The sequence below is a fragment of the Stenotrophomonas sp. STEN022 genome, assembly GCF_056760155.1.
The window spans coordinates 1-18202 of the sequence record NZ_JBRREG010000012.1 but is presented as its reverse complement, the minus strand read 5'-3'; the positions used below and the strand labels follow the sequence as shown (position 1 = coordinate 18202).

General features: G+C 63.9%; 16 protein-coding genes and 1 pseudogene. 9 read left to right on the top strand and 8 right to left on the bottom strand.

Annotated elements, in window-relative coordinates; genetic code table 11:
• Window positions 1–81: 81 nt before the first annotated feature.
• The 8 genes from ACVOMF_RS04425 (at window position 82) to ACVOMF_RS04390 (ending at window position 9757) form a co-directional block, all read left to right on the top strand.
• On the top strand, window positions 82–1305 hold the full coding sequence (locus ACVOMF_RS04425; RefSeq protein ID WP_481508181.1) for an ABC transporter permease: 1224 nt from the start codon (window positions 82–84) through the stop codon (window positions 1303–1305).
• 22 nt (window positions 1306–1327) lie between these two features.
• Window positions 1328–2638: an ABC transporter permease gene (locus ACVOMF_RS04420; protein WP_481508180.1), complete on the top strand. Its 1311-nt coding sequence runs from the start codon at window positions 1328–1330 to the stop codon at window positions 2636–2638.
• Window positions 2639–2699: 61 nt separating this feature from the next.
• The gene (locus ACVOMF_RS04415; protein WP_481508179.1) at window positions 2700–3917 is read left to right on the top strand and encodes an ABC transporter permease; all 1218 of its coding nucleotides are present in this window, start codon (window positions 2700–2702) and stop codon (window positions 3915–3917) included.
• Between the two features lie 31 nt (window positions 3918–3948).
• Window positions 3949–4440 (top strand): nuclear transport factor 2 family protein, encoded by a 492-nt coding sequence (locus ACVOMF_RS04410; protein ID WP_481508178.1) that lies wholly within the window; start codon window positions 3949–3951, stop codon window positions 4438–4440.
• Window positions 4437–5768: an ABC transporter permease gene (locus tag ACVOMF_RS04405; protein WP_481508177.1), complete on the top strand. Its 1332-nt coding sequence runs from the start codon at window positions 4437–4439 to the stop codon at window positions 5766–5768. The genes ACVOMF_RS04410 and ACVOMF_RS04405 overlap by 4 nt, the downstream gene beginning before the upstream one ends.
• A gap of 13 nt (window positions 5769–5781) precedes the next feature.
• Window positions 5782–7002 carry an ABC transporter permease gene (locus tag ACVOMF_RS04400; protein ID WP_481508176.1) on the top strand — a complete coding sequence of 407 codons (1221 nt, stop codon included), beginning with the start codon at window positions 5782–5784 and terminating at the stop codon, window positions 7000–7002.
• Between the two features lie 54 nt (window positions 7003–7056).
• On the top strand, window positions 7057–8394 hold the full coding sequence (locus ACVOMF_RS04395) for a sigma-54-dependent transcriptional regulator (protein WP_481508175.1): 1338 nt from the start codon (window positions 7057–7059) through the stop codon (window positions 8392–8394).
• Between the two features lie 10 nt (window positions 8395–8404).
• Window positions 8405–9757, top strand: a complete 1353-nt coding sequence (locus tag ACVOMF_RS04390; RefSeq protein WP_481508174.1) for a sensor histidine kinase — start codon at window positions 8405–8407, stop codon at window positions 9755–9757.
• A gap of 296 nt (window positions 9758–10053) precedes the next feature.
• Here ACVOMF_RS04390 and ACVOMF_RS04385 read toward each other — a convergent pair whose 3' ends face one another.
• On the bottom strand, window positions 10054–10548 hold the full coding sequence (locus tag ACVOMF_RS04385; RefSeq protein ID WP_481508173.1) for a GNAT family N-acetyltransferase: 495 nt from the start codon (window positions 10546–10548) through the stop codon (window positions 10054–10056).
• A gap of 7 nt (window positions 10549–10555) precedes the next feature.
• A complete protein-coding gene (gene glmU, locus ACVOMF_RS04380) occupies window positions 10556–11923 on the bottom strand; it encodes a bifunctional UDP-N-acetylglucosamine diphosphorylase/glucosamine-1-phosphate N-acetyltransferase GlmU (RefSeq protein ID WP_481508172.1) in 1368 nt (455 codons plus the stop codon).
• Window positions 11924–12004: 81 nt separating this feature from the next.
• On the opposite strand from glmU, the gene ACVOMF_RS04375 reads away from it, so the two are divergent.
• Window positions 12005–12388, top strand: coding sequence for a GtrA family protein (locus ACVOMF_RS04375; RefSeq protein ID WP_481508171.1), 384 nt, complete (start codon window positions 12005–12007; stop codon window positions 12386–12388).
• A 190-nt stretch (window positions 12389–12578) separates the two neighbouring features.
• On the opposite strand, the gene ACVOMF_RS04370 is transcribed toward ACVOMF_RS04375, so the two are convergent.
• The 6 genes and pseudogenes from ACVOMF_RS04370 to ACVOMF_RS04345 form a co-directional block, all read right to left on the bottom strand.
• A complete protein-coding gene (locus ACVOMF_RS04370) occupies window positions 12579–13001 on the bottom strand; it encodes a F0F1 ATP synthase subunit epsilon (RefSeq protein ID WP_481508170.1) in 423 nt (140 codons plus the stop codon).
• 83 nt (window positions 13002–13084) lie between these two features.
• On the bottom strand, window positions 13085–14491 hold the full coding sequence (gene atpD, locus ACVOMF_RS04365) for a F0F1 ATP synthase subunit beta (RefSeq protein ID WP_282272807.1): 1407 nt from the start codon (window positions 14489–14491) through the stop codon (window positions 13085–13087).
• A gap of 38 nt (window positions 14492–14529) precedes the next feature.
• Window positions 14530–15393: a F0F1 ATP synthase subunit gamma gene (atpG, locus tag ACVOMF_RS04360; protein WP_057626866.1), complete on the bottom strand. Its 864-nt coding sequence runs from the start codon at window positions 15391–15393 to the stop codon at window positions 14530–14532.
• A 77-nt stretch (window positions 15394–15470) separates the two neighbouring features.
• Window positions 15471–17018, bottom strand: a complete 1548-nt coding sequence (gene atpA / locus ACVOMF_RS04355; protein WP_282272809.1) for a F0F1 ATP synthase subunit alpha — start codon at window positions 17016–17018, stop codon at window positions 15471–15473.
• Window positions 17019–17062: 44 nt separating this feature from the next.
• Window positions 17063–17590, bottom strand: a pseudogene (locus ACVOMF_RS04350) (F0F1 ATP synthase subunit delta).
• Window positions 17591–17593: 3 nt separating this feature from the next.
• Complete coding sequence (locus tag ACVOMF_RS04345) at window positions 17594–18064, bottom strand: F0F1 ATP synthase subunit B (protein ID WP_296251133.1); 471 nt, start codon at window positions 18062–18064, stop codon at window positions 17594–17596.
• Window positions 18065–18202 lie beyond the last annotated feature (138 nt).

Below are 18202 nucleotides of genomic sequence, written 5' to 3'. Positions count from 1 at the left end.
GGGGAGGGGTGCTTTGGCAGTTGCCCTCGCCTCTCCCAACCAAACCCCATTCCCAGCTCCACGCTTCCCCGGAGAAACCTCATGGAAATCCGCCCCATCCTCTCCACGCTGTCGCGGCACAAGACAGCCGCCGCACTGATCGTGCTGGAGATCGCGCTGAGCTGCGCCATCATCTGCAACGCACTGTTCATCGTGTCGCAGCGCATCGACGCCATGCAGCTGGCCAGCGGCATCGATGACAACCACCTGATCGAGATCGGCCTGAGCGGCATTGGTGAGCAGGTTGATGCCGACGCCCGCACCGCCGAGGACATCGCCTCGCTGCGTGGCATCCCCGGCGTCGAGAGCGTGGCCATCGTCAACCAGCTGCCGTTCCAGGGTGGGTCCTGGAATACCTCGCTGGCAGCCACCGCGGAGCCCGAAGCGCAGTCGATCAATGGTGCCCAGTACATGGTGGGCGAGAACGCGCTCAAGACCCTGGGAGTCAAGCTGGTCGCCGGCCGCGATTTCAATGCCGATGAGTACCAGAGCAGCGACGTGCTGGAGAAGGTGGAAGACCTGGGCAAGCTGAAAGCACCGGCCATCCTCACCGAAGCCATGGCCAAGCAGTTCTTCCCGGACGGCAATGCAGTTGGCAAGACGCTGTACATGGCCAACATCCCGGTGACCGTGGTGGGCGTGGCGCAGACCCTGCTGCGTCCGAACATGCAGGACAACAACCGCACCCACTCGCTCATCTTTCCGATCCGCATGAACTTCTCCAATGGCGGCCGCTACATCCTGCGCGTCACCGACCCGGGCCGTCGCAATGAGGTGTTGAAGCAGGCGTTGGCGACGCTGGACAAGAACGATCCCAACCGCCTGGTCTGGACCAAACAGACCGTTGAAGAAAAGCGTGCCAAGAACTTCGCCAATGACCGCGACATGATCGGCCTGTTGCTGATCGTCAGCGGCCTGCTGTTGCTGGTGACCGCACTGGGCATCATCGGCCTGGCCAGCTTCTGGGTGCAGCAGCGCACCAAGCAGATCGGCATCCGTCGTGCGCTGGGTGCCACCCGCGCACAGATCCTGCGCTACTTCCAGACCGAGAACTTCCTGCTGGCCGGTATCGGCATCGTGGTCGGCATGTTGCTGGCCTACCTGCTCAACCAGTGGCTGATGGGCCGCTACGAGCTGCCGCGCCTGCCGCTGCTGTATCTGCCGGTAGGTGCGGTGCTGTTGTGGCTGCTGGGCCAGATCGCGGTGTTCGGCCCCGCCCGCAAGGCAGCATCGATTCCACCGGCGGTGGCCACCCGCAGCACCTGATCCGTCGGCTCAAGGAAGGGACATGTTCGGCTATTACCTGCAATTGGCGTGGCGCGGCTTCGGCCGCAACAAGGTGCTGACCACCTTGATGGTGCTGACCATTGCGGTCGGCATCGGCGCGACCATGACCACCCTTGGCCTGTACTTCGTACTGTCAGGGGATCCGATTCCACGCAAGAGCCAGCAGCTGTTCTACCCGCAGCTGGAACCGCGCAGCCTGGGCAAGGACGCCACGCTGGAATCGGATCCGCTGGCGCAGATGACCCGCTACGACGCCGAGGAGTTGCTGCGGCAGAAGCGTGGCGACCGCCAGGCGCTGATGTCTGCCGGATCGGTGACGGTGCTTCCTACGGGTAGGGCCACGCAGCCGTTCCGGGTGATGACGCGCTATACCTCGGCTGACTTTTTCCCGATGTTCGAAGTCCCGCTGGCCGCCGGCAATGCCTGGAGCGCGGCCGAGGATGATGGCCGCGCCTTGGTTGCGGTCATTGATCGCAAACTGGCGCAACGGCTGTACGGCACGGACGACGCCATCGGCAAGCAGCTGCGCCTGCCGCAAGGTGTGTTCCAGGTGGTCGGCGTGCTCGGCAACTGGAAGCCGACGCCGCGCTTCTATGACCTGACCAGCCAGCGTTATGGCGGCGACGAACAGGTCCTGCTGCCGTTCTCCACCTCGCGCGCACTGACCTTGGATACCCAGGGCAGCATGACCTGCTGGGGCAGCAGCGATGGCGGCGAAGGCAATCGCGGCCTGACCGCACCCTGCGCCTGGTTGCAGTACTGGGTGCAGCTGGACACGCCGGACAAGGCCCGCGATTACCTGAAGTACCTGGCTGACTATTCCGATAGCCAGCGCGCCAGTGGCCGCTTCGAGCGCCCCACCAATGTGCGCCTGCATGACGTGATGGGCTGGCTGGACTTCAACCGCATCGTACCCAACGACGTGCGCCTGCAGATGTGGCTGGCCTTCGGCTTCCTGCTGGTCTGCCTGATCAATACGGTGAGCCTGCTGCTGGCCAAGTTCCTGCGCCGCAGCGGCGAGATCGGCGTCCGTCGATCGCTGGGCGCCTCACGCGCGGACATCTTCAAACAATGCCTTGTCGAAGCAGGTTCAATCGGGCTGGCCGGCGGAGTGCTGGGGCTGGGCTTCGCCGCGATCGGTCTGTGGCTGATCCGCCAGCAACCGGATGAGTACGCACAGTTGGCGCAGATGGATCTCACCACCCTGTGGATGACCTTCGTTCTGGCCGTTGGCGTGAGTCTGCTTGCGGGGCTGCTGCCAGCCTGGCGGGCAATGCAGATCCCACCTGCATTGCAGCTCAAGAGCCAATGACGCGATGGCATTGAATCCATCCAGCGAGCAACGGCAGCTTACGCCGCCACGGAGAACCCCTTTGGACATCCGCCCCATCCTGTCGATGCTGTCCCGGCACAAGATCGCTGCGTTGCTGGTCATATTCGAGATCGCGATCAGCTGCGCCATCATCTGCAATGCGGTTTTCATCATCAACAACCGCATTGCGCAGCTACAGCTGAAAAGCGGCGTGGCCGAGGACGAGCTGGTCTACCTGGCCACCAGCAGCCTGCTGCCGGACGTCAATTACGATGCCCCGCGCAAACAGGATCTGGCCACACTTGCTGCCGTCCCCGGGGTCAGAGCGGCCAGCAGCATCAACCAGATTCCCTATGGTGACAATGTCTGGGGCTCGGGCATACGCCTGCAACCGGACCAGGTGCGTCCGACAGTACATGCCACCAACTACATGGACGACGGCCAGTTGCTGCCGACCTTTGGCCTGCAGTTGCGCGAAGGCCGCGGCTTCAAGCCCGACGAATACCTGGAGAACAGCGCCTTCAATGGCGCCGGCGCCAGCCCGGTGGTACCGAGCGTTCTGTTGAGCCACTCACTGGCCAAGTCCATGTTTCCAGATGGCAACGCGGTGGGCAGCAACATCTATGTCTGGGGTAGCAAGCCAACCCAGGTCGTGGGCGTAATCGATGACCTGCTGGCACCAGGGGAAGCCGGCGAGTTCAACAACCGCTTCGACAGCATGGTTTTCCCGGTCCGGGTCTCCAATGGCGCCTATGCGCTGCGCACCGCTCCTGAGCAGCGGGAGGCCGTGCTCAAGGCCGCCATTGCGGCACTCAACAAAACCGACCCCAACCGCATCATCGAACAACAAGGCACGCTGTCGCGGATGCGCGATGACTTCCATCACCGCGACCGCTCGGTGATCTGGCTGCTGCTGGCGGTGAGCATCGCGCTGCTGGCAGTAACCGCATTCGGCATCGTTGGCCTTGCCAGCTTCTGGATGCAGCAGCGCACCCGTCAGATCGGCATCCGTCGCGCACTGGGCGCCACCCGCAAGCATATCCTTCGCTCCTTCCAGCTGGAAAACCTGCTGCTGAGCAGCGCCGGCATCGTCCTTGGACTGATGCTGGCCTATGCGCTGAACCTGGTGCTGATGAGCCAGTACGAGCTGCCGCGCCTGCCGCTGATCTATCTACCCATCGCAGCGCTGCTGCTGTTGCTGCTGGGCCAATTCGCCGTGCTCGGCCCCGCGCGACGCGCAGCGGCCGTCCCACCAGCGGTAGCCACGCGTGCCGCCTGATTCACTTCCAATGTTCGCCGGAGTCGCCTCGATGAAAACCAAGCTGCCGTCCCTGCTGCTGATGCTGTGCCCGCTGCTGGTGATCCCAGCCCATGCAGCCGATGCTGACAATGCCAGCCTGCACGACACCATCGCCGCACTCGACCACGGCATGTTCGACAGCTTCAACCATTGCAGCGATCCAGCCCAGTTCGAAAAGCACGCCAGCTACTTCGACCCGGCAGTGGAGTTCTACCACGACAACGGCGGTGTCACCTGGACCCGCGATGCCATGCTGGCGAACACCCGCAAGCATGCCTGCGGCAACTACACCCGGCAGTTGCTACCAGGCACGCTGGAGGTATTCCCGATCAAGGACTTCGGCGCCATCGAACAAGGCCAGCACCAATTCTGTGATCTGAAGGGCGAACACTGTGATGGCGTAGCCGACTTCGTCATCATCTGGCGCCTGCGCGATGGTCAGTGGCAGGCAACGCGGGTGCTGAGCTATGCGCACCGCGCGGCGGCAGTATCCACGCCATGAACTACACGCTGGAAACCGGACTGCGTGGTTGCATCCGCCACCCAAGGACGATGGCGCTGGTCGTACTCACCCTTGCCCTGGGCCTGGCCTCGGTGATGACCATGCTCACGCTGTTGTCGGTATTGGCCGCCGACCCGCTGCCCGGCATCAGCCACAACCTGCACCTGGCCTGGGCAGACTCGCGCGAGGCGGCAAAAAGTGGTGAAAGCGACAGCTACGGTGACGGCTCGCCGGTGCCGCCGCTGTGGAAGCTGGCCGACGTGCAGGCGATGCGCCAGCTACGCCCGGATGTCCCACAAGTGGCCCTGCTCACCGCCCCGCTGACCGTCAGCAACACCGACAACACGCTCAGCAAGAACGTTTCGACCAGCCTGGCCATCGGCCCGATGCTGCAGGTATTCGGCGTACCGCTGCGCTACGGGCGTTCCTGGACAGCGGAAGAAGAAGCCGCACGTACACCGGTGGTGATCATCAGCCGCGCACTCAGCCAACACCTGCTGGGGCGCGAAGACGGCACCGGCGCCGAGATCCGTGTGGGCAAGCACAACTTCCACGTCATCGGCATCAGCGAGCGTTGGGCGCCCCGCCCGCGCCCGCATTTCCTGCCTTCAAACAATGCCGGTTGGGACGGCGATGGCGATGAGCTGTTCGCACCCGCCGAGGCGGTGCTGGCGTCAGGCGCAGAGATCACCAGCACCCGCATCTGCGATGGCAATGGCTTCGGCGGCTTCCGCTTCGATCAGATCGATACCCAGCAATGCCGATGGCTGGTGCTGTGGGCGGAGTTGAAGGATGCACAGCAGCGCGACAACTACGCACAAAGCCTGCAGAGCTTTGCTACCGATCGCCATACCGCCGGCATCTTCGCGCGCGCAGCCAACACCCGCCTGCAGTCGATGGCGCAGTGGTTGCATACCAACCGCGTGGTGCCGGACAGCGTGCGCTTGAATCTTTGGCTTGCGGCGGGCTTGTTGGTGTTGTGCCTGGTCAATGTTGCCGGCCTGCTGGCAGCGCGCTTCCTGCGCCGTGCCGGTGAGCATGGTGTGCGTCGTGTACTGGGCGCGCCGCGTCGTTCGATCATCGCCGCCTGCCTGGTGGAGTCCACCTTGGCCGGTTTGCTGGGTGGATTGCTGGCGTTGCCGCTGACGCTGGCCGGCCTGTGGCTGATGCGCCAGCAGGGCGAAGCTTATTCATCATTGGCACGGCTGAGCCCAGCCCTGTTTGCTGCATTGCTGTTGATGGCGGTAATCACCGGCGTGGTGGTCGGTCTGCTGCCAGCCATCCGTGCTGCGCGCCAGGAACCCGCGCTGCAGGTCAAAACCCTATGAACAAGGCTATCGCATGAATCCGCTGCTCTCCTCCATGCGCCGCCAGCCGCTGATGCCCTGGTTGATCGTGCTGCAGATCACCGTGGCCTGCGCCATCCTGTGCAACACCTTGTTTCTGCTCGCGCAACAAGCAGGGCCGCTGTTGATCGACGATGGCATCGCCGACAAGGAAGTCATCGTCATCGACCAGGTGGTGCGCCCGGATGGCAACTGGACTGCGGCACAGGCCAGCGCCGGTGCCGATGCACTTGCACAGATTCCGGGCGTCAAGCGTGCCACCGCCGTGGTTGGCGCACCGATGCGCGAAACCTTGACCATGGTCTATGACCTGAAGTCACCCAACGGCCCCACCGTGCAGGTCAGCGGCTTCATCGGCAAGCAGCTGATCGACACGCTGGGCCTGCAGCTCAGCCGTGGCCGCGACTTCCTCGACAACGAGTACGCCGATCTGCAGCTCGGTGACGATGCCAACAGTGCCAGCACGCCCATCATCATCACCGAGGCTCTGGGCCGAATCCTGTTCGATGGCAATCCGGTCGGGCAGGCGCTCACCTCTGGCGATGACAGCAGCCACTATGTAGTTGTCGGTGTTGTCGCCCACCTGCTGCGCTACCAGCTCAGCGAGTTGGACGACGGCAAGGCCGAGTACGCCATCCTGTTGCCGCGACGCCCGGCGGGCCTGCCACTGCTGAGTTTCGTGGTACGCGCCGAGGCCGATCAGCGCGATGCGGTGATCAAGGCCGTGCCTGGCGTACTGCAGACGGTCTATGCCGGACAGATGGCAAAGAGCTTCAACCCGGTCGTGTCCAGTTACGAGCAGTTGCGCAGCAACGGCATGCGCAACCGCCGCGCCGCGGTATGGCTGCTGCTCACGGTCAACGCGGTTGTCGCCACCATCACCTTGATCGGCATCGCCAGCCTCAGCGGCTACTGGATACAGCAACGCACCCGCCAGATCGGCATCCGTCGTGCTCTTGGCGCCACCCGCAGCCAGGTGATGCACCACTTCCTCGCCGAGAACCTGCTGCTGACCGTGGGTGGGCTGCTGATCGGCCTGCTGCTGGCGTTGCTGATCAACCAGTGGTTGATGCAGCATTACGAGCTGCCACGGCTGCCATGGGCCTATCTGCTGGTTGCCGGCGGCTTGATGTTGCTGCTCGGGCAAGTAGCGGTCGCAGCACCGGCACGGCGTGCAGCGCAATTGCCACCTGCCAGCGCGACCCGCAGCGTGTAATGTGCTGACTTCGGCGCCAGCGCTGCGTCCCCTTATCTTCTTCTGCGACAACTGATGCCACAGATCCTGATCATCGACGACAACACCGCCGTGGCCACCGCGCTGGATGTGCTGTTCTCCCTGCACGACATCGACACCCGCCATGCCACCTCGCCCGAGCAGGGCCTGGCGATGCTGGCCGAACATGAATTCGATCTGGTCCTGCAGGACATGAACTTCACCGCCGACACCACCTCCGGCGAGGAAGGCCAGGATCTGTTCCGGCGCATCCGCCAGGCGCATCCGGACCTGCCGGTGATCCTGCTCACCGCCTGGACGCACCTGGACAGCGCGGTGGAACTGGTCAAGGCCGGCGCCTCCGACTACCTGGCCAAGCCCTGGGATGACGGCCGCCTGCTGACCACGGTCAACAACCTGCTGGAACTGGCCGAGGCGCGCCGCGAGCTGGCCCGCCGCCGTGCCCGCGAGCAGCGCCAGCAACAGGCCCTGCATGACCGCTACGATCTGCGCGGGCTGGTATTCGCCGACCCGTCCAGCGAGCGCATCATCGCCCTCGCCTGCCAGGTCGCGCGCTCGGAACTGCCGGTGTTGATCACCGGCCCCAACGGCGCAGGCAAGGAAAAGATCGCCGAGATCATCCAGGCCAACTCCGCGCACAAGAAAGGCCCATTCGTCGCACTGAACTGTGGCGCCATTCCCTCCGAGCTGATCGAAGCCGAACTGTTCGGTACCGAAGCCGGTGCCTATACCGGTGCCAACAAGGCCCGCGAAGGCAAGTTCGAGGCCGCCGATGGCGGCACCTTGTTCCTGGACGAAATCGGCAACCTGTCGCTGACCGGGCAGATGAAACTGCTACGTGTGCTGGAAACCGGCCGTTTCGAGCGGCTGGGCTCCAACCGCGAGCGGCAGGTGAAGGTGCGCGTGGTCAGCGCTACCAATGCCGACCTGCCAGCGATGATCCGTGCGGGCAGCTTCCGCGAGGATCTCTACTACCGGCTCAACACGGTCGAGCTCAGCCTGCCGCCGCTGGCTGAGCGCCGCGAGGACATCCTGCCGCTGGCACAGTACTTCCTCGCCGATGGCAAACCGCTGTCGGCGCCGGCATTACAGGCACTGCAGCGCCACAGCTGGCCGGGCAACGTGCGCGAGCTGCGCAATGTGATCCAGCGCGCCGCCCTGCTCGCACAGGGCTCGCGCATCGAAGTCGCCGACCTGAACCTGCCACGTGCACCCGCGCGGCCTACCGCACCGGCGGACGAGCCCGATCGCGAGCACATTGTCAGCGCTCTGGAACGTGCTGGCGGCGTCATCGCCCAGGCTGCCGCCGAACTGGGTTTAAGCCGGCAAGCGCTGTACCGCCGCATGGATCGCCACGGTATCCCGCGCGAGTGAGCACCCATCAGTGAAAACGCGCTCCTTCACCTTCACCCTGTTCCTGCGCCTGCTGCCGGTGCTGGCACTTGCTGCGGCCCTGCCATGGTTCCTGGCCTACTGGATGGACCGTGGCTGGGTGGTGGTAAGCGTGTCTACCCTCCTGCTGCTGGCCGCGATGTGGTGGGCGCTGAGCCGCGCCACCGCGCCGATCCGCTCGCTGCTACGGGCGCTGGCCGGCACCACCAGCAGTTACCGCGATGGCGAGTTCAACTTCGGCGTGCATTGGCGCGGCCACGATGAGTTCGCGCAGCTGGTGCAGGCCCATGCCGAATTGGGCGATGTGCTGCGCGAGCAGCGGCAATCGCTGGTGCAGCGCGAGCTGCTGCTCGACACCATGGTGCAGAACACGCCGGTGGCGATGCTGCTGCTGACCGATGGTGGCGATGGCGTGCAACGGGTGACCTTCTCCAACACCGCTGCGCGCAAGCTGCTGCATGGTGGCTGGAAGCTTGAGGGTCAGCGCATGCACGAGTTGCTGGAGAACATGCCGATCGAGCTGCGCAATGCCATTGCCCGCGGCGGCGACAGCCTGTTCGCGGTGCGTGATCCGGATGCCGCCGAAGACGATGATGACGACGAGCAGATCTACCACTTGTCACGTCGTGCCTTCCATTTGAATGGCCGCCCGCACGAATTGCTGCTGCTGCGCCTGCTCACCGCAGAGCTACGCCGCCAGGAAGTACAGACCTGGAAGAAGGTGATCCGCGTGATCAGCCACGAGCTCAACAACTCCCTGGCACCGATTGCTTCGCTGGCGCATTCCGGCGCCGAACTGGTACGACGCGGCCGCCATGATCGCCTTGAAGATATCTTCGGCACGGTGGAAGAACGCGCCCGTCATCTGGAGGGTTTCATCCGCGGCTATGCACGTTTCGCCAAGCTGCCGCAGCCGCAGCTGCAGACCGTGGCCTGGAGCCAGTTCCTGCACGGCCTGCAGCAGCAGATCAGCTTCCGCATGGCGCCGATGGTCGACGAGCAGTACAGCCGCCTGGATCAATCGCAGTTTTCGCAGGCCCTGCTGAACCTGCTGAAGAATGCGCACGAAGCCGGTGCTGACAATGGCGCACCCGATGATTCGGTGGAAGTGCGTATCGCGCGCCTGCCCAACTGGCTGCGCATCGAGGTATTGGATCGCGGCACCGGCATGAACGAAGCGGTACTGCAGAACGCATTGATGCCGTTCTATTCAACCAAGCGCAATGGCACCGGCCTTGGCCTGGCCTTGACCCGCGAGATCATCGAGGCACATGGCGGTCGCATCTCCCTGCAGAACCGCAAGGACGGCGGCCTGTGCGTGGCGATCCTGCTGCCACACGACTAAGCGGGCGTAACCATGGTTGTGGGAGCGGCATCAGCCGCGAAGCTGATACCGCATCAGCATCAGCATCAGCATCAGCACCCGCACCACCGGTTATCTGAAACTGTCCTGGCTTCGTGGCTTACGCCGCTCCTGCAAATCGGTGGGGTCACGGAGAAGGCCTTGCCGAGCATGGCTCGGCACTACGCCCCCTCCCTTTTGCGCAGCAAAGGGGAGGGTCGGGGAGGGGTTGGCTTTACCGCCTTTGATGTTGCACCGGCTTCGCGGCTTACGCTGCTCCCACAAGAAGCGGTTTACGGCTACGGCAAGATCCGCTGCATCGCCAACCGCAACTCCATTGGAAAGCCCGCCGCTGCCTCCGCCGCCATCACCTCGCGCATGCCTGCGCTCCACGCATGCGATGGCCATTCACTGAAACCCTCGCTGGCATAGAAGGGGGCATTCCAGGCCACGTCGCTCAAGGTGGTGAGCACCGCCCGGTGATGTCCTGATGCCCTCGCCTGCCGCAACGCGTGCCGCAGCAAGGCACGGCCCAAGCCTTTGCGGCCATGCGTCGGTGCAACGTCCATCTGCTGGATATGGAAGTCAGCACCAAGCACACCTGCCATCAGATAGCCGGCCAGTTGCTGTTCACTGACGATGACCCACAACATTCCACGCTGCCAAGCCTGTTCGAACAACGCTGGCTCGGTTGGACTCGCTGCAAACACCATCGCAGCAGGATGTCCACGCAGGCGTTCACCCGCCTGCGCTTCTATCAGTGGCAGCAGCGCGAGCTCACCGCACTGCGCCAACCTTGGTTCAGGACTTTTTGACAGGACGGGTCCAGCCTTCAAGGGTCTGCTGGCGTGTGCGGGCCACCGTCAGCTGGCCTGCCGGCGCGGTGCGGGTGATCACCGAGCCGGCACCAATGGTGGCACCGTCCTCGATTGTCACTGGTGCCACCAGCGAGCTGTTGGAGCCGACAAAGACCTTGTCACCGATCGTGGTCTGGAACTTGTTCACGCCGTCATAGTTGCAGGTGATGGTGCCGGCACCGATGTTGGTGCCGCTGCCGATCACCGCATCACCCAGATAAGTGAGATGGTTGGCCTTGCTGCCCTTGCCCAGCGTTACCTTCTTGGTCTCCACGAAGTTGCCCACGTGCACTCCATCGGCCAGCACGGTGCCCGGGCGCAGCCGCGCGAACGGACCGATCTGGGCTGCGCCTTCGCTGATCACACCTTCCAGATCGCAATGCGGGCGAACTTCGGTACCCGCACCAAGCTTGACGTTCTTCAATCGCACGAAGGCACCGATGCTGACGCCATCGCCCAACTCGACCTCGCCCTCCAGAATCACGTTGGCGTCGATCTGCACGTCGCGGCCGACCTTGACCGTGCCGCGTTGATCAAAGCGCGAGGGGTCCAGCAGACGCGCACCCTGCTCGCACAGCGCCTTGGCGGCGCGCACCTGCCATGCCCGTTCCAGCTGCGAGAGCTGCCAGGGATCGTTCGCACCTTCGGCCTCCTGGGCATCGGCTACCAGCACCAGCTCGGCCGGCGCATATTCGTTGGCGGCCGAGGCGAACACGTCGGTCAGGTAGTACTCGCCCTGCGCGTTGCGGTTGGAAAGACCCGATAGCCAGCGGCGCAGCGCGGTGGACTCGGCGGTGATGATGCCGGTGTTCACCGTGCGGATACGCTTCTGTTCGTCGCTGGCATCCTTCTGCTCGACGATGGCTGCGACCTTGCCTTCGGCATCACGGACGACACGACCGTAGCCGCTGGGGTCATCCAGCTCAGCCACCAGTACCGCCAGACGCGGGCCGTTGTTCAACAGCGCGCCCAGCGTCTGCGCGCGCATCAATGGCACATCACCGTACAGCACCAACACCTGCGCGGTATCGGGCACATTGGGCATGGCCTGTTGCACCGCATGGCCGGTGCCCAGTTGCTGGCGCTGTTCGGCCCACAGCAGGTCCTGCTGATCGGCGAAGGCCGCACGTACGGCTTCGCCACCATGGCCGTAGACCACGTGGATGCCAACCGGCTGCAGTTCGCGGGCGGTAGCAATCACGTGGGCCAACATCGGCTGCCCGGCGATGGGTTGCAGCACCTTGGGCAACAGCGATTTCATGCGCTTGCCGGCGCCGGCGGCGAGGATGATGACGTGCAGCGGCTGGGTCATGCGTACAGCTTCCTTCGAGGGTCTCTGGATTCTAAGCGCAAGGGGGTAGCATTGCAGGCCATCACTCGAACCGCTGCGTCCATGAGCCTGTTCCGTCAAGGCAGTCAGTACATCGCTATTGGCCTGCTGCAGCTGGCCCTGGACTGGGGTGTGTTTGTCGCCGCCACCGCGCTCGGCCTACCGGTGGCACCAGGCAATCTGCTGGGGCGGATCAGCGGCGCGGTGCTTGGTTTTTGGCTCAATGGCCGCTACACCTTTGCCACGCAGGGCGAGCAGCGCCATGGTTGGAAGCGCTTCGCACGTTTTTGGGTGCTATGGCTGCTGATGACCGTGATCAGCACTGGTCTGATCGACTGGGTCGCACAGTCGCTTGGCCTGCAATATGCGTGGTTGGCCAAGCCAGTGGTCGAGCTGGGCCTGGCGGTGGTGAACTTCTTCGCGCTACGCCATGTGGTGTATCGCTGAGCAGGCTGTTGTGGTGCCGAGCCATGCTCGGCAGAGGATTTACTGGTAATGCCCTTGCCGAGCATGGCTCGGCACTACCGGTTGGCTTTACTGGTAGAGCCCCTGCCGAGCATGGCTCGGCACTACAAAAGCATGCCTCAAAAAAAAACGCCGGCGTTGGCCGGCGTTTTTCTTGATGCTGCTGCAATCCTCAGTGCTTGAGGTTGCGGCGCAGACGCTCCAGGGCTTGCAGCTGGGCGGTGACTTCGGCCAGCTTCTGCTGTGCCTCGGCCAGTTCCATGGCTTCGCCACGGTGGGCAAGCACGCGCTCTGCTTCTTCCTTGGCCTTGCGCACCGACGCTTCATCGATGTCGGTAGCGCGGATGGCGGTGTCGGCCAGCACGGTCACGACCTGCGGCTGTACTTCCAGGATGCCGCCGGAAATGGCGAAATCCAGGTGCTCGCCTGCAGCGGTGGTGACCACGACCTTACCCGGCTTCAGACGGGTGATCAGCGGTGCGTGCTTGGGCGCGATGCCCAGCTCGCCCAGCTCACCGGTGGCCACGACCAGGGTCGCTTCGCCGCTGAAGATCTGCTGCTCGGCACTGACGATGTCGCAACGGATGGTGCTCATGGATCTCTCTTCGCCTGGTTGGGTGGGCCTGCGCCCACCGCAGGTTGCCGCGTGTGCGGAGCATGCTCCGCCCTACGTGGTTATTAGGCCTTTTCAGCCATCTTCTTGGCCTTCTCGACCGCTTCTTCGATGCCGCCGACCATGTAGAACGCCTGCTCCGGCAGGTGGTCGTATTCGCCATCGACGATGGCCTTGAAGCCACGGATGGTGTCCTTCAGCGGCACGTACTTGCCCGGCGAGCCGGTGAACACTTCGGCCACGTGGAACGGCTGGCTGAAGAAGCGCTCGATCTTACGGGCGCGCGACACGGCTTCCTTGTCTTCCTGGGACAGTTCGTCCATACCCAGGATGGCAATGATGTCCTTCAGTTCCTTGTACTTCTGCAGGGTCTGCTGGACGCGCTGTGCGGTGTCGTAGTGCTCGGTACCGATGACCTGCGGGTCCATCTGGCGCGAGGTCGAGTCCAGCGGATCCACGGCCGGGTAGATACCCAGCGAGGCGATCGAACGCGACAGGGTCACGGTCGAATCCAAGTGGGCGAACGTGGTGGCCGGCGACGGGTCGGTCAAGTCATCGGCGGGCACGTACACGGCCTGGATCGAGGTGATCGAGCCGGACTTGGTCGAGGTGATGCGCTCCTGCAGGACGCCCATTTCCTCGGCCAGCGTCGGCTGGTAACCCACCGCCGACGGCATACGACCCAGCAGTGCCGACACTTCGGTACCGGCCAGGGTGTAGCGGTAGATGTTATCGACGAACAGCAGCACGTCCTTGCCCTTGCCGCTGGCGTCCTTCTCATCACGGAAGTACTCCGCCATGGTCAGGCCGGTCAGTGCAACGCGCAGACGGTTGCCCGGCGGCTCGTTCATCTGGCCGTACACCATCGCCACCTTGTCGAGGACGTTGGAGTCCTTCATTTCGTGGTAGAAGTCGTTGCCCTCACGGGTACGCTCACCCACGCCGGCGAACACGGACAGGCCGCTGTGCGCCTTGGCGATGTTGTTGATCAGCTCCATCATGTTGACGGTCTTGCCGACGCCGGCGCCGCCGAACAGGCCGACCTTGCCGCCCTTGGCGAACGGGCACATCAGGTCGATGACCTTGATACCGGTTTCCAGCAGCTCGGTCGAGGAAGACTGGTCTTCATACGACGGCGCCGAACGGTGGATTTCCCAGCTGTCCGAAGCCTGCACCGGACCGGCTTCGTCGATCGGGCGACCCAGCACGTCCATGATGCGGCCCAGGGTGCCAGCGCCGACCGGCACCGAGATGGCGCGGTTGGTGTTGGTGGCAACCAGGCCACGCTTCAGGCCGTCGGTCGAGCCCAGCGCAATCGCGCGGACGATACCGTCACCCAGCTGCTGCTGGACTTCCAGCGTGATTTCGGTGTTGTCGACCTTCAGCGCGTCGTACACCTTCGGCACGTCGGTGCGCGGGAATTCGACGTCGACGACCGCGCCGATGATCTGAACGATCTTGCCCTGACTCATTGCTGCATCCTCTAAATGTGTGCTGTTGACTGCGCGCGTTAGACCGCTGCCGCGCCGCTGACGATTTCGGAGATTTCCTGGGTGATCGCTGCCTGGCGGGCCTTGTTGTAGACCAGCTGCAGGGTTCCGATCATCTTGTTCGCGTTGTCGCTTGCCGCCTTCATCGCCACCATGCGAGCTGCGTGCTCGGAGGCAACATTCTCCAGCACCGCCTGATACACCAACGATTCGATGTAGCGGGTGATCACGTGCTCAAGCACAGTTGCCGCGTCGGGCTCGTACAGGTAATCCCAGTCGTGTGAAGCCACCTGCTTTTCGGCGGCCGGCAACGGCAGCAGCTGGTCGAAGCTGGCCTTCTGCGTCATCGTGTTGATGAAGCGGTTGTAGACCAGGTAGACGCGGTCAACCTTGCCTTCGGTGAAGGCATCCAGCATGACCTTGATCACGCCGATCAGCGTTTCCAGCTTGGGCTGGTCGCCGATGTTGGCCACCGAGGCGGCCATGTTGACGTTGACGCGACGGAAGAACGCGCCGGCCTTCTGGCCAACGGTCACCACGTCGATCTCGGCGCCCTTGTCCTGCCAGTCGCGCATTTCCGCGACCGTCTTGCGGAACAGGTTGTTGTTCAGGCCGCCGGCCAGACCGCGATCGGAAGAGATCACGATGTAACCCACGCGCTTGACCTGCTCACGCTCGACCAGGAACGGGTGCTGGAAATCGGTGCTGGCCTGGGCCAGGTGACCGATCACCTGCTTCATCGCCTGCGCGTACGGACGCGAGGTCTTCATCCGATCCTGCGCCTTGCGGATCTTGGAGGCCGAGACCATTTCGAGCGCGCGCGTCACCTTGCGGGTGTTCTGCACGCTCTTGATCTTGGTTTTGATTTCGCGTCCGCTTGCCATCTCTTATTCCCGTAGAGCGGGGCTATGCCCCGCTTTATCAGTGTGAAGCGGAGCAAGGCTCCGCTCTACATACGCTCTTACCAGGTGCCGGTGCTCTTGAAATCGGCGATGCCCTTCTTGAAGGCAGCTTCGATGTCGTCGTTCCAGGCGCCGGTGCTGTTGATCTTGGAGGTCAACTCACCTGCGGTGTTGGCGAAGTGTGCATGCAGGCCGGCTTCGAACGAGAGCAGCTTGTTGACCGGCACGTCGTCGAGGAAGCCCTCGTTGACGGCGTAGATCGACAGTGCCTGGTCGGCGATCGACATCGGTGCGTACTGCTTCTGCTTCATCAGCTCGGTGACGCGCTGACCGCGCTCCAGCTGCTTGCGGGTGGCTTCGTCCAGGTCCGAGGCGAACTGCGCGAACGCAGCCAGCTCACGGTACTGGGCCAGCGAGATACGGATGCCGCCGGACAGCTTCTTGATGATCTTGGTCTGGGCCGAACCACCGACGCGCGACACCGAGATACCGGCGTTGACGGCCGGACGGATACCTGCGTTGAACAGGTCGGTTTCCAGGAAGATCTGGCCGTCGGTGATCGAGATCACGTTGGTCGGAACGAATGCGGAAACGTCGCCAGCCTGGGTTTCGATGATCGGCAGTGCGGTCAGCGAACCGGTCTTGCCGGTGACGGCGCCGTTGGTGAACTTCTCCACGTACTCTTCCGACACGCGAGCTGCGCGCTCGAGCAGGCGGGAGTGCAGGTAGAACACGTCACCCGGGTAGGCTTCGCGGCCCGGCGGGCGCTTCAGCAGCAGCGAGATCTGGCGGTAGGCAACAGCCTGCTTGGACAGATCGTCGTACACGATCAGGGCGTCTTCGCCGCGGTCCATGAAGTACTCACCCATGGTGCAGCCAGCGTAGGCGCTGATGTACTGCATCGCAGCCGATTCGGAAGCGGTGGCAGCCACGACCACGGTGTGGGCCAGGGCGCCGTTCTCTTCCAGCTTGCGCACGATGTTGGCAACGGTCGAGGCCTTCTGGCCGATCGCTACGTACACGCACTTGATGCCGGTGCCCTTCTGGTTGATCACGGCGTCGATCGCCATGGCCGTCTTACCGGTCTGGCGGTCACCGATGATCAGCTCGCGCTGGCCACGGCCGATCGGGATCATCGAGTCGACCGACTTGTAACCGGTCTGCACCGGCTGGTCGACCGACTTGCGCCAGATCACGCCCGGAGCAACGCGCTCCACCGGAGCGGTCAGCGCGGTGCCCAGCGGGCCCTTGCCGTCGATCGGCTCACCCAGCGCGTTGACAACGCGGCCGAGCATTTCCGGGCCAACCGGCACTTCCAGGATGCGGCCGGTGGTCTTGGCCACGTCGCCTTCGCGCAGGTTCTGGTAGTCGCCCAGGACCACGGCGCCGACCGAGTCGCGCTCCAGGTTCAGTGCCAGGGCAAAGGTGTTGTTCGGCAGTTCGATCATTTCGCCCTGCATCACGTCGGCCAGACCGAAGATGCGCACGATGCCGTCGGACACGCTGGTGACGGTGCCTTCGTTGCGCGATTCCGCGGACAGGGCGACCTTCTCGATGCGGGTCTTGATCAGTTCGCTGATTTCAGAGGGGTTGAGCGTGGTAGCCATCGTCAAGTCCTAGTGCCGGCTTGTGGCCGGACGGTAATGTGAATTCAGTGTGCGAGCGCGGTCTGCAGGCGCGACAGCTTGCCCTTGAGCGAGCCATCGATGACCACGTCGCCGGCATCGATCACGGCGCCGCCGATCAGCGAAGCGTCCACCGCGGTCGATACCTCGACGTCGCGGCCGAAACGCTTGCGCAGCGCAGCCTTGATCTTGTCCAGTTCCTCGCCCGACAGTTCGGCGGCCGAGGTGACGGTGGCCTTGACCACGTGTTCGGCTTCAGCGCGCAGCTGCTCGAACAGACCGGAGATTTCCGGCAGCTGCTGCAGGCGGCGGCCTTAGGCCCGCAGAGGCAGGGAGCGCCCGTAGGGATCGCTGGTCGCGGCCGGAGTCCGCAGGGCGACGGCATCGCCGCGGCTCAGCTGCGGATTCGACAGCAAGGCCGACACGCGCGGATCGGCTGCAACGCGGGCGGAGAACGCAAGCGCGTCCGACCACGGCGCGAACTTGCCTTCCTCACGCGCAATCGCGAAAGCGGCGCGGGCGTACGGGCGGGCAAGCGTGAGGGCCTGGCTCATCGATCAGATCTCCGCAGCCAGCTCGTCGAGCAGCGCCTTGTGGGCGTTGGCATCGATTTCGCGCTTGAGCAGCTTTTCGGCGCCGGTCACGGCCAGGGCAGACACCTGCTTGCGCAGATCTTCACGGGCACGGTTGGCGGCAGCGTCGATTTCAGCCTGGGCCAGGTCTTTCTGGCGGGTGGCTTCGGCGATGGCTTCGTTCTTGGCGGCTTCAACGATCTGGTTCGCACGGGCGTGCGCCTGGTCGATGATCTCGTTGGCCTTGCCACGGGCTTCTTTCAGTGCCTCGTTGACCTTTACTTCCGCCTGCGCCAGATCTTTCTGGCTGCGGTCGGCAGCGGCCAAGCCCTCAGCGATCTTCTGCTGGCGCTCTTCAATGGCCTTCAACAACGGCGGCCAGATCTTGGTCGCGATGATCCAGATCAGCAAAGCAAAGGCCAGGGCCTGTGCAAAGAGGGTGAGATTGATATTCATGATTAGCTCGATCGCTGGTGTCGGGGGTGGCTGCGCCGCCGTGGCGGCGCAACCGAAACTTCCTCCGAAGTCGGGTGCCGGCCGGCCCCCGCCGCGCGCACGGGCCGGGGGTCAGCCGTCCCGCGTTGCGGCGTGCGG

What these genes read in the sequence shown, in the direction of transcription:
- ACVOMF_RS04425 (WP_481508181.1), top strand. Translation starts at nt 82, where the DNA reads ATGGAAATCCGCCCCATCCTCTCCACGCTGTCGCGGCACAAGACAGCC.
- ACVOMF_RS04420 (WP_481508180.1), top strand. Translation starts at nt 1,328, where the DNA reads ATGTTCGGCTATTACCTGCAATTGGCGTGGCGCGGCTTCGGCCGCAAC.
- ACVOMF_RS04410 (WP_481508178.1), top strand. Translation starts at nt 3,949, where the DNA reads ATGAAAACCAAGCTGCCGTCCCTGCTGCTGATGCTGTGCCCGCTGCTG.
- ACVOMF_RS04405 (WP_481508177.1), top strand. Translation starts at nt 4,437, where the DNA reads ATGAACTACACGCTGGAAACCGGACTGCGTGGTTGCATCCGCCACCCA.
- ACVOMF_RS04400 (WP_481508176.1), top strand. Translation starts at nt 5,782, where the DNA reads ATGAATCCGCTGCTCTCCTCCATGCGCCGCCAGCCGCTGATGCCCTGG.
- ACVOMF_RS04395 (WP_481508175.1), top strand. Translation starts at nt 7,057, where the DNA reads ATGCCACAGATCCTGATCATCGACGACAACACCGCCGTGGCCACCGCG.
- glmU (WP_481508172.1), bottom strand. Translation starts at nt 11,923, where the DNA reads ATGACCCAGCCGCTGCACGTCATCATCCTCGCCGCCGGCGCCGGCAAG.
- ACVOMF_RS04375 (WP_481508171.1), top strand. Translation starts at nt 12,005, where the DNA reads ATGAGCCTGTTCCGTCAAGGCAGTCAGTACATCGCTATTGGCCTGCTG.
- ACVOMF_RS04370 (WP_481508170.1), bottom strand. Translation starts at nt 13,001, where the DNA reads ATGAGCACCATCCGTTGCGACATCGTCAGTGCCGAGCAGCAGATCTTC.
- atpD (WP_282272807.1), bottom strand. Translation starts at nt 14,491, where the DNA reads ATGAGTCAGGGCAAGATCGTTCAGATCATCGGCGCGGTCGTCGACGTC.
- atpG (WP_057626866.1), bottom strand. Translation starts at nt 15,393, where the DNA reads ATGGCAAGCGGACGCGAAATCAAAACCAAGATCAAGAGCGTGCAGAAC.
- atpA (WP_282272809.1), bottom strand. Translation starts at nt 17,018, where the DNA reads ATGGCTACCACGCTCAACCCCTCTGAAATCAGCGAACTGATCAAGACC.
- ACVOMF_RS04345 (WP_296251133.1), bottom strand. Translation starts at nt 18,064, where the DNA reads ATGAATATCAATCTCACCCTCTTTGCACAGGCCCTGGCCTTTGCTTTG.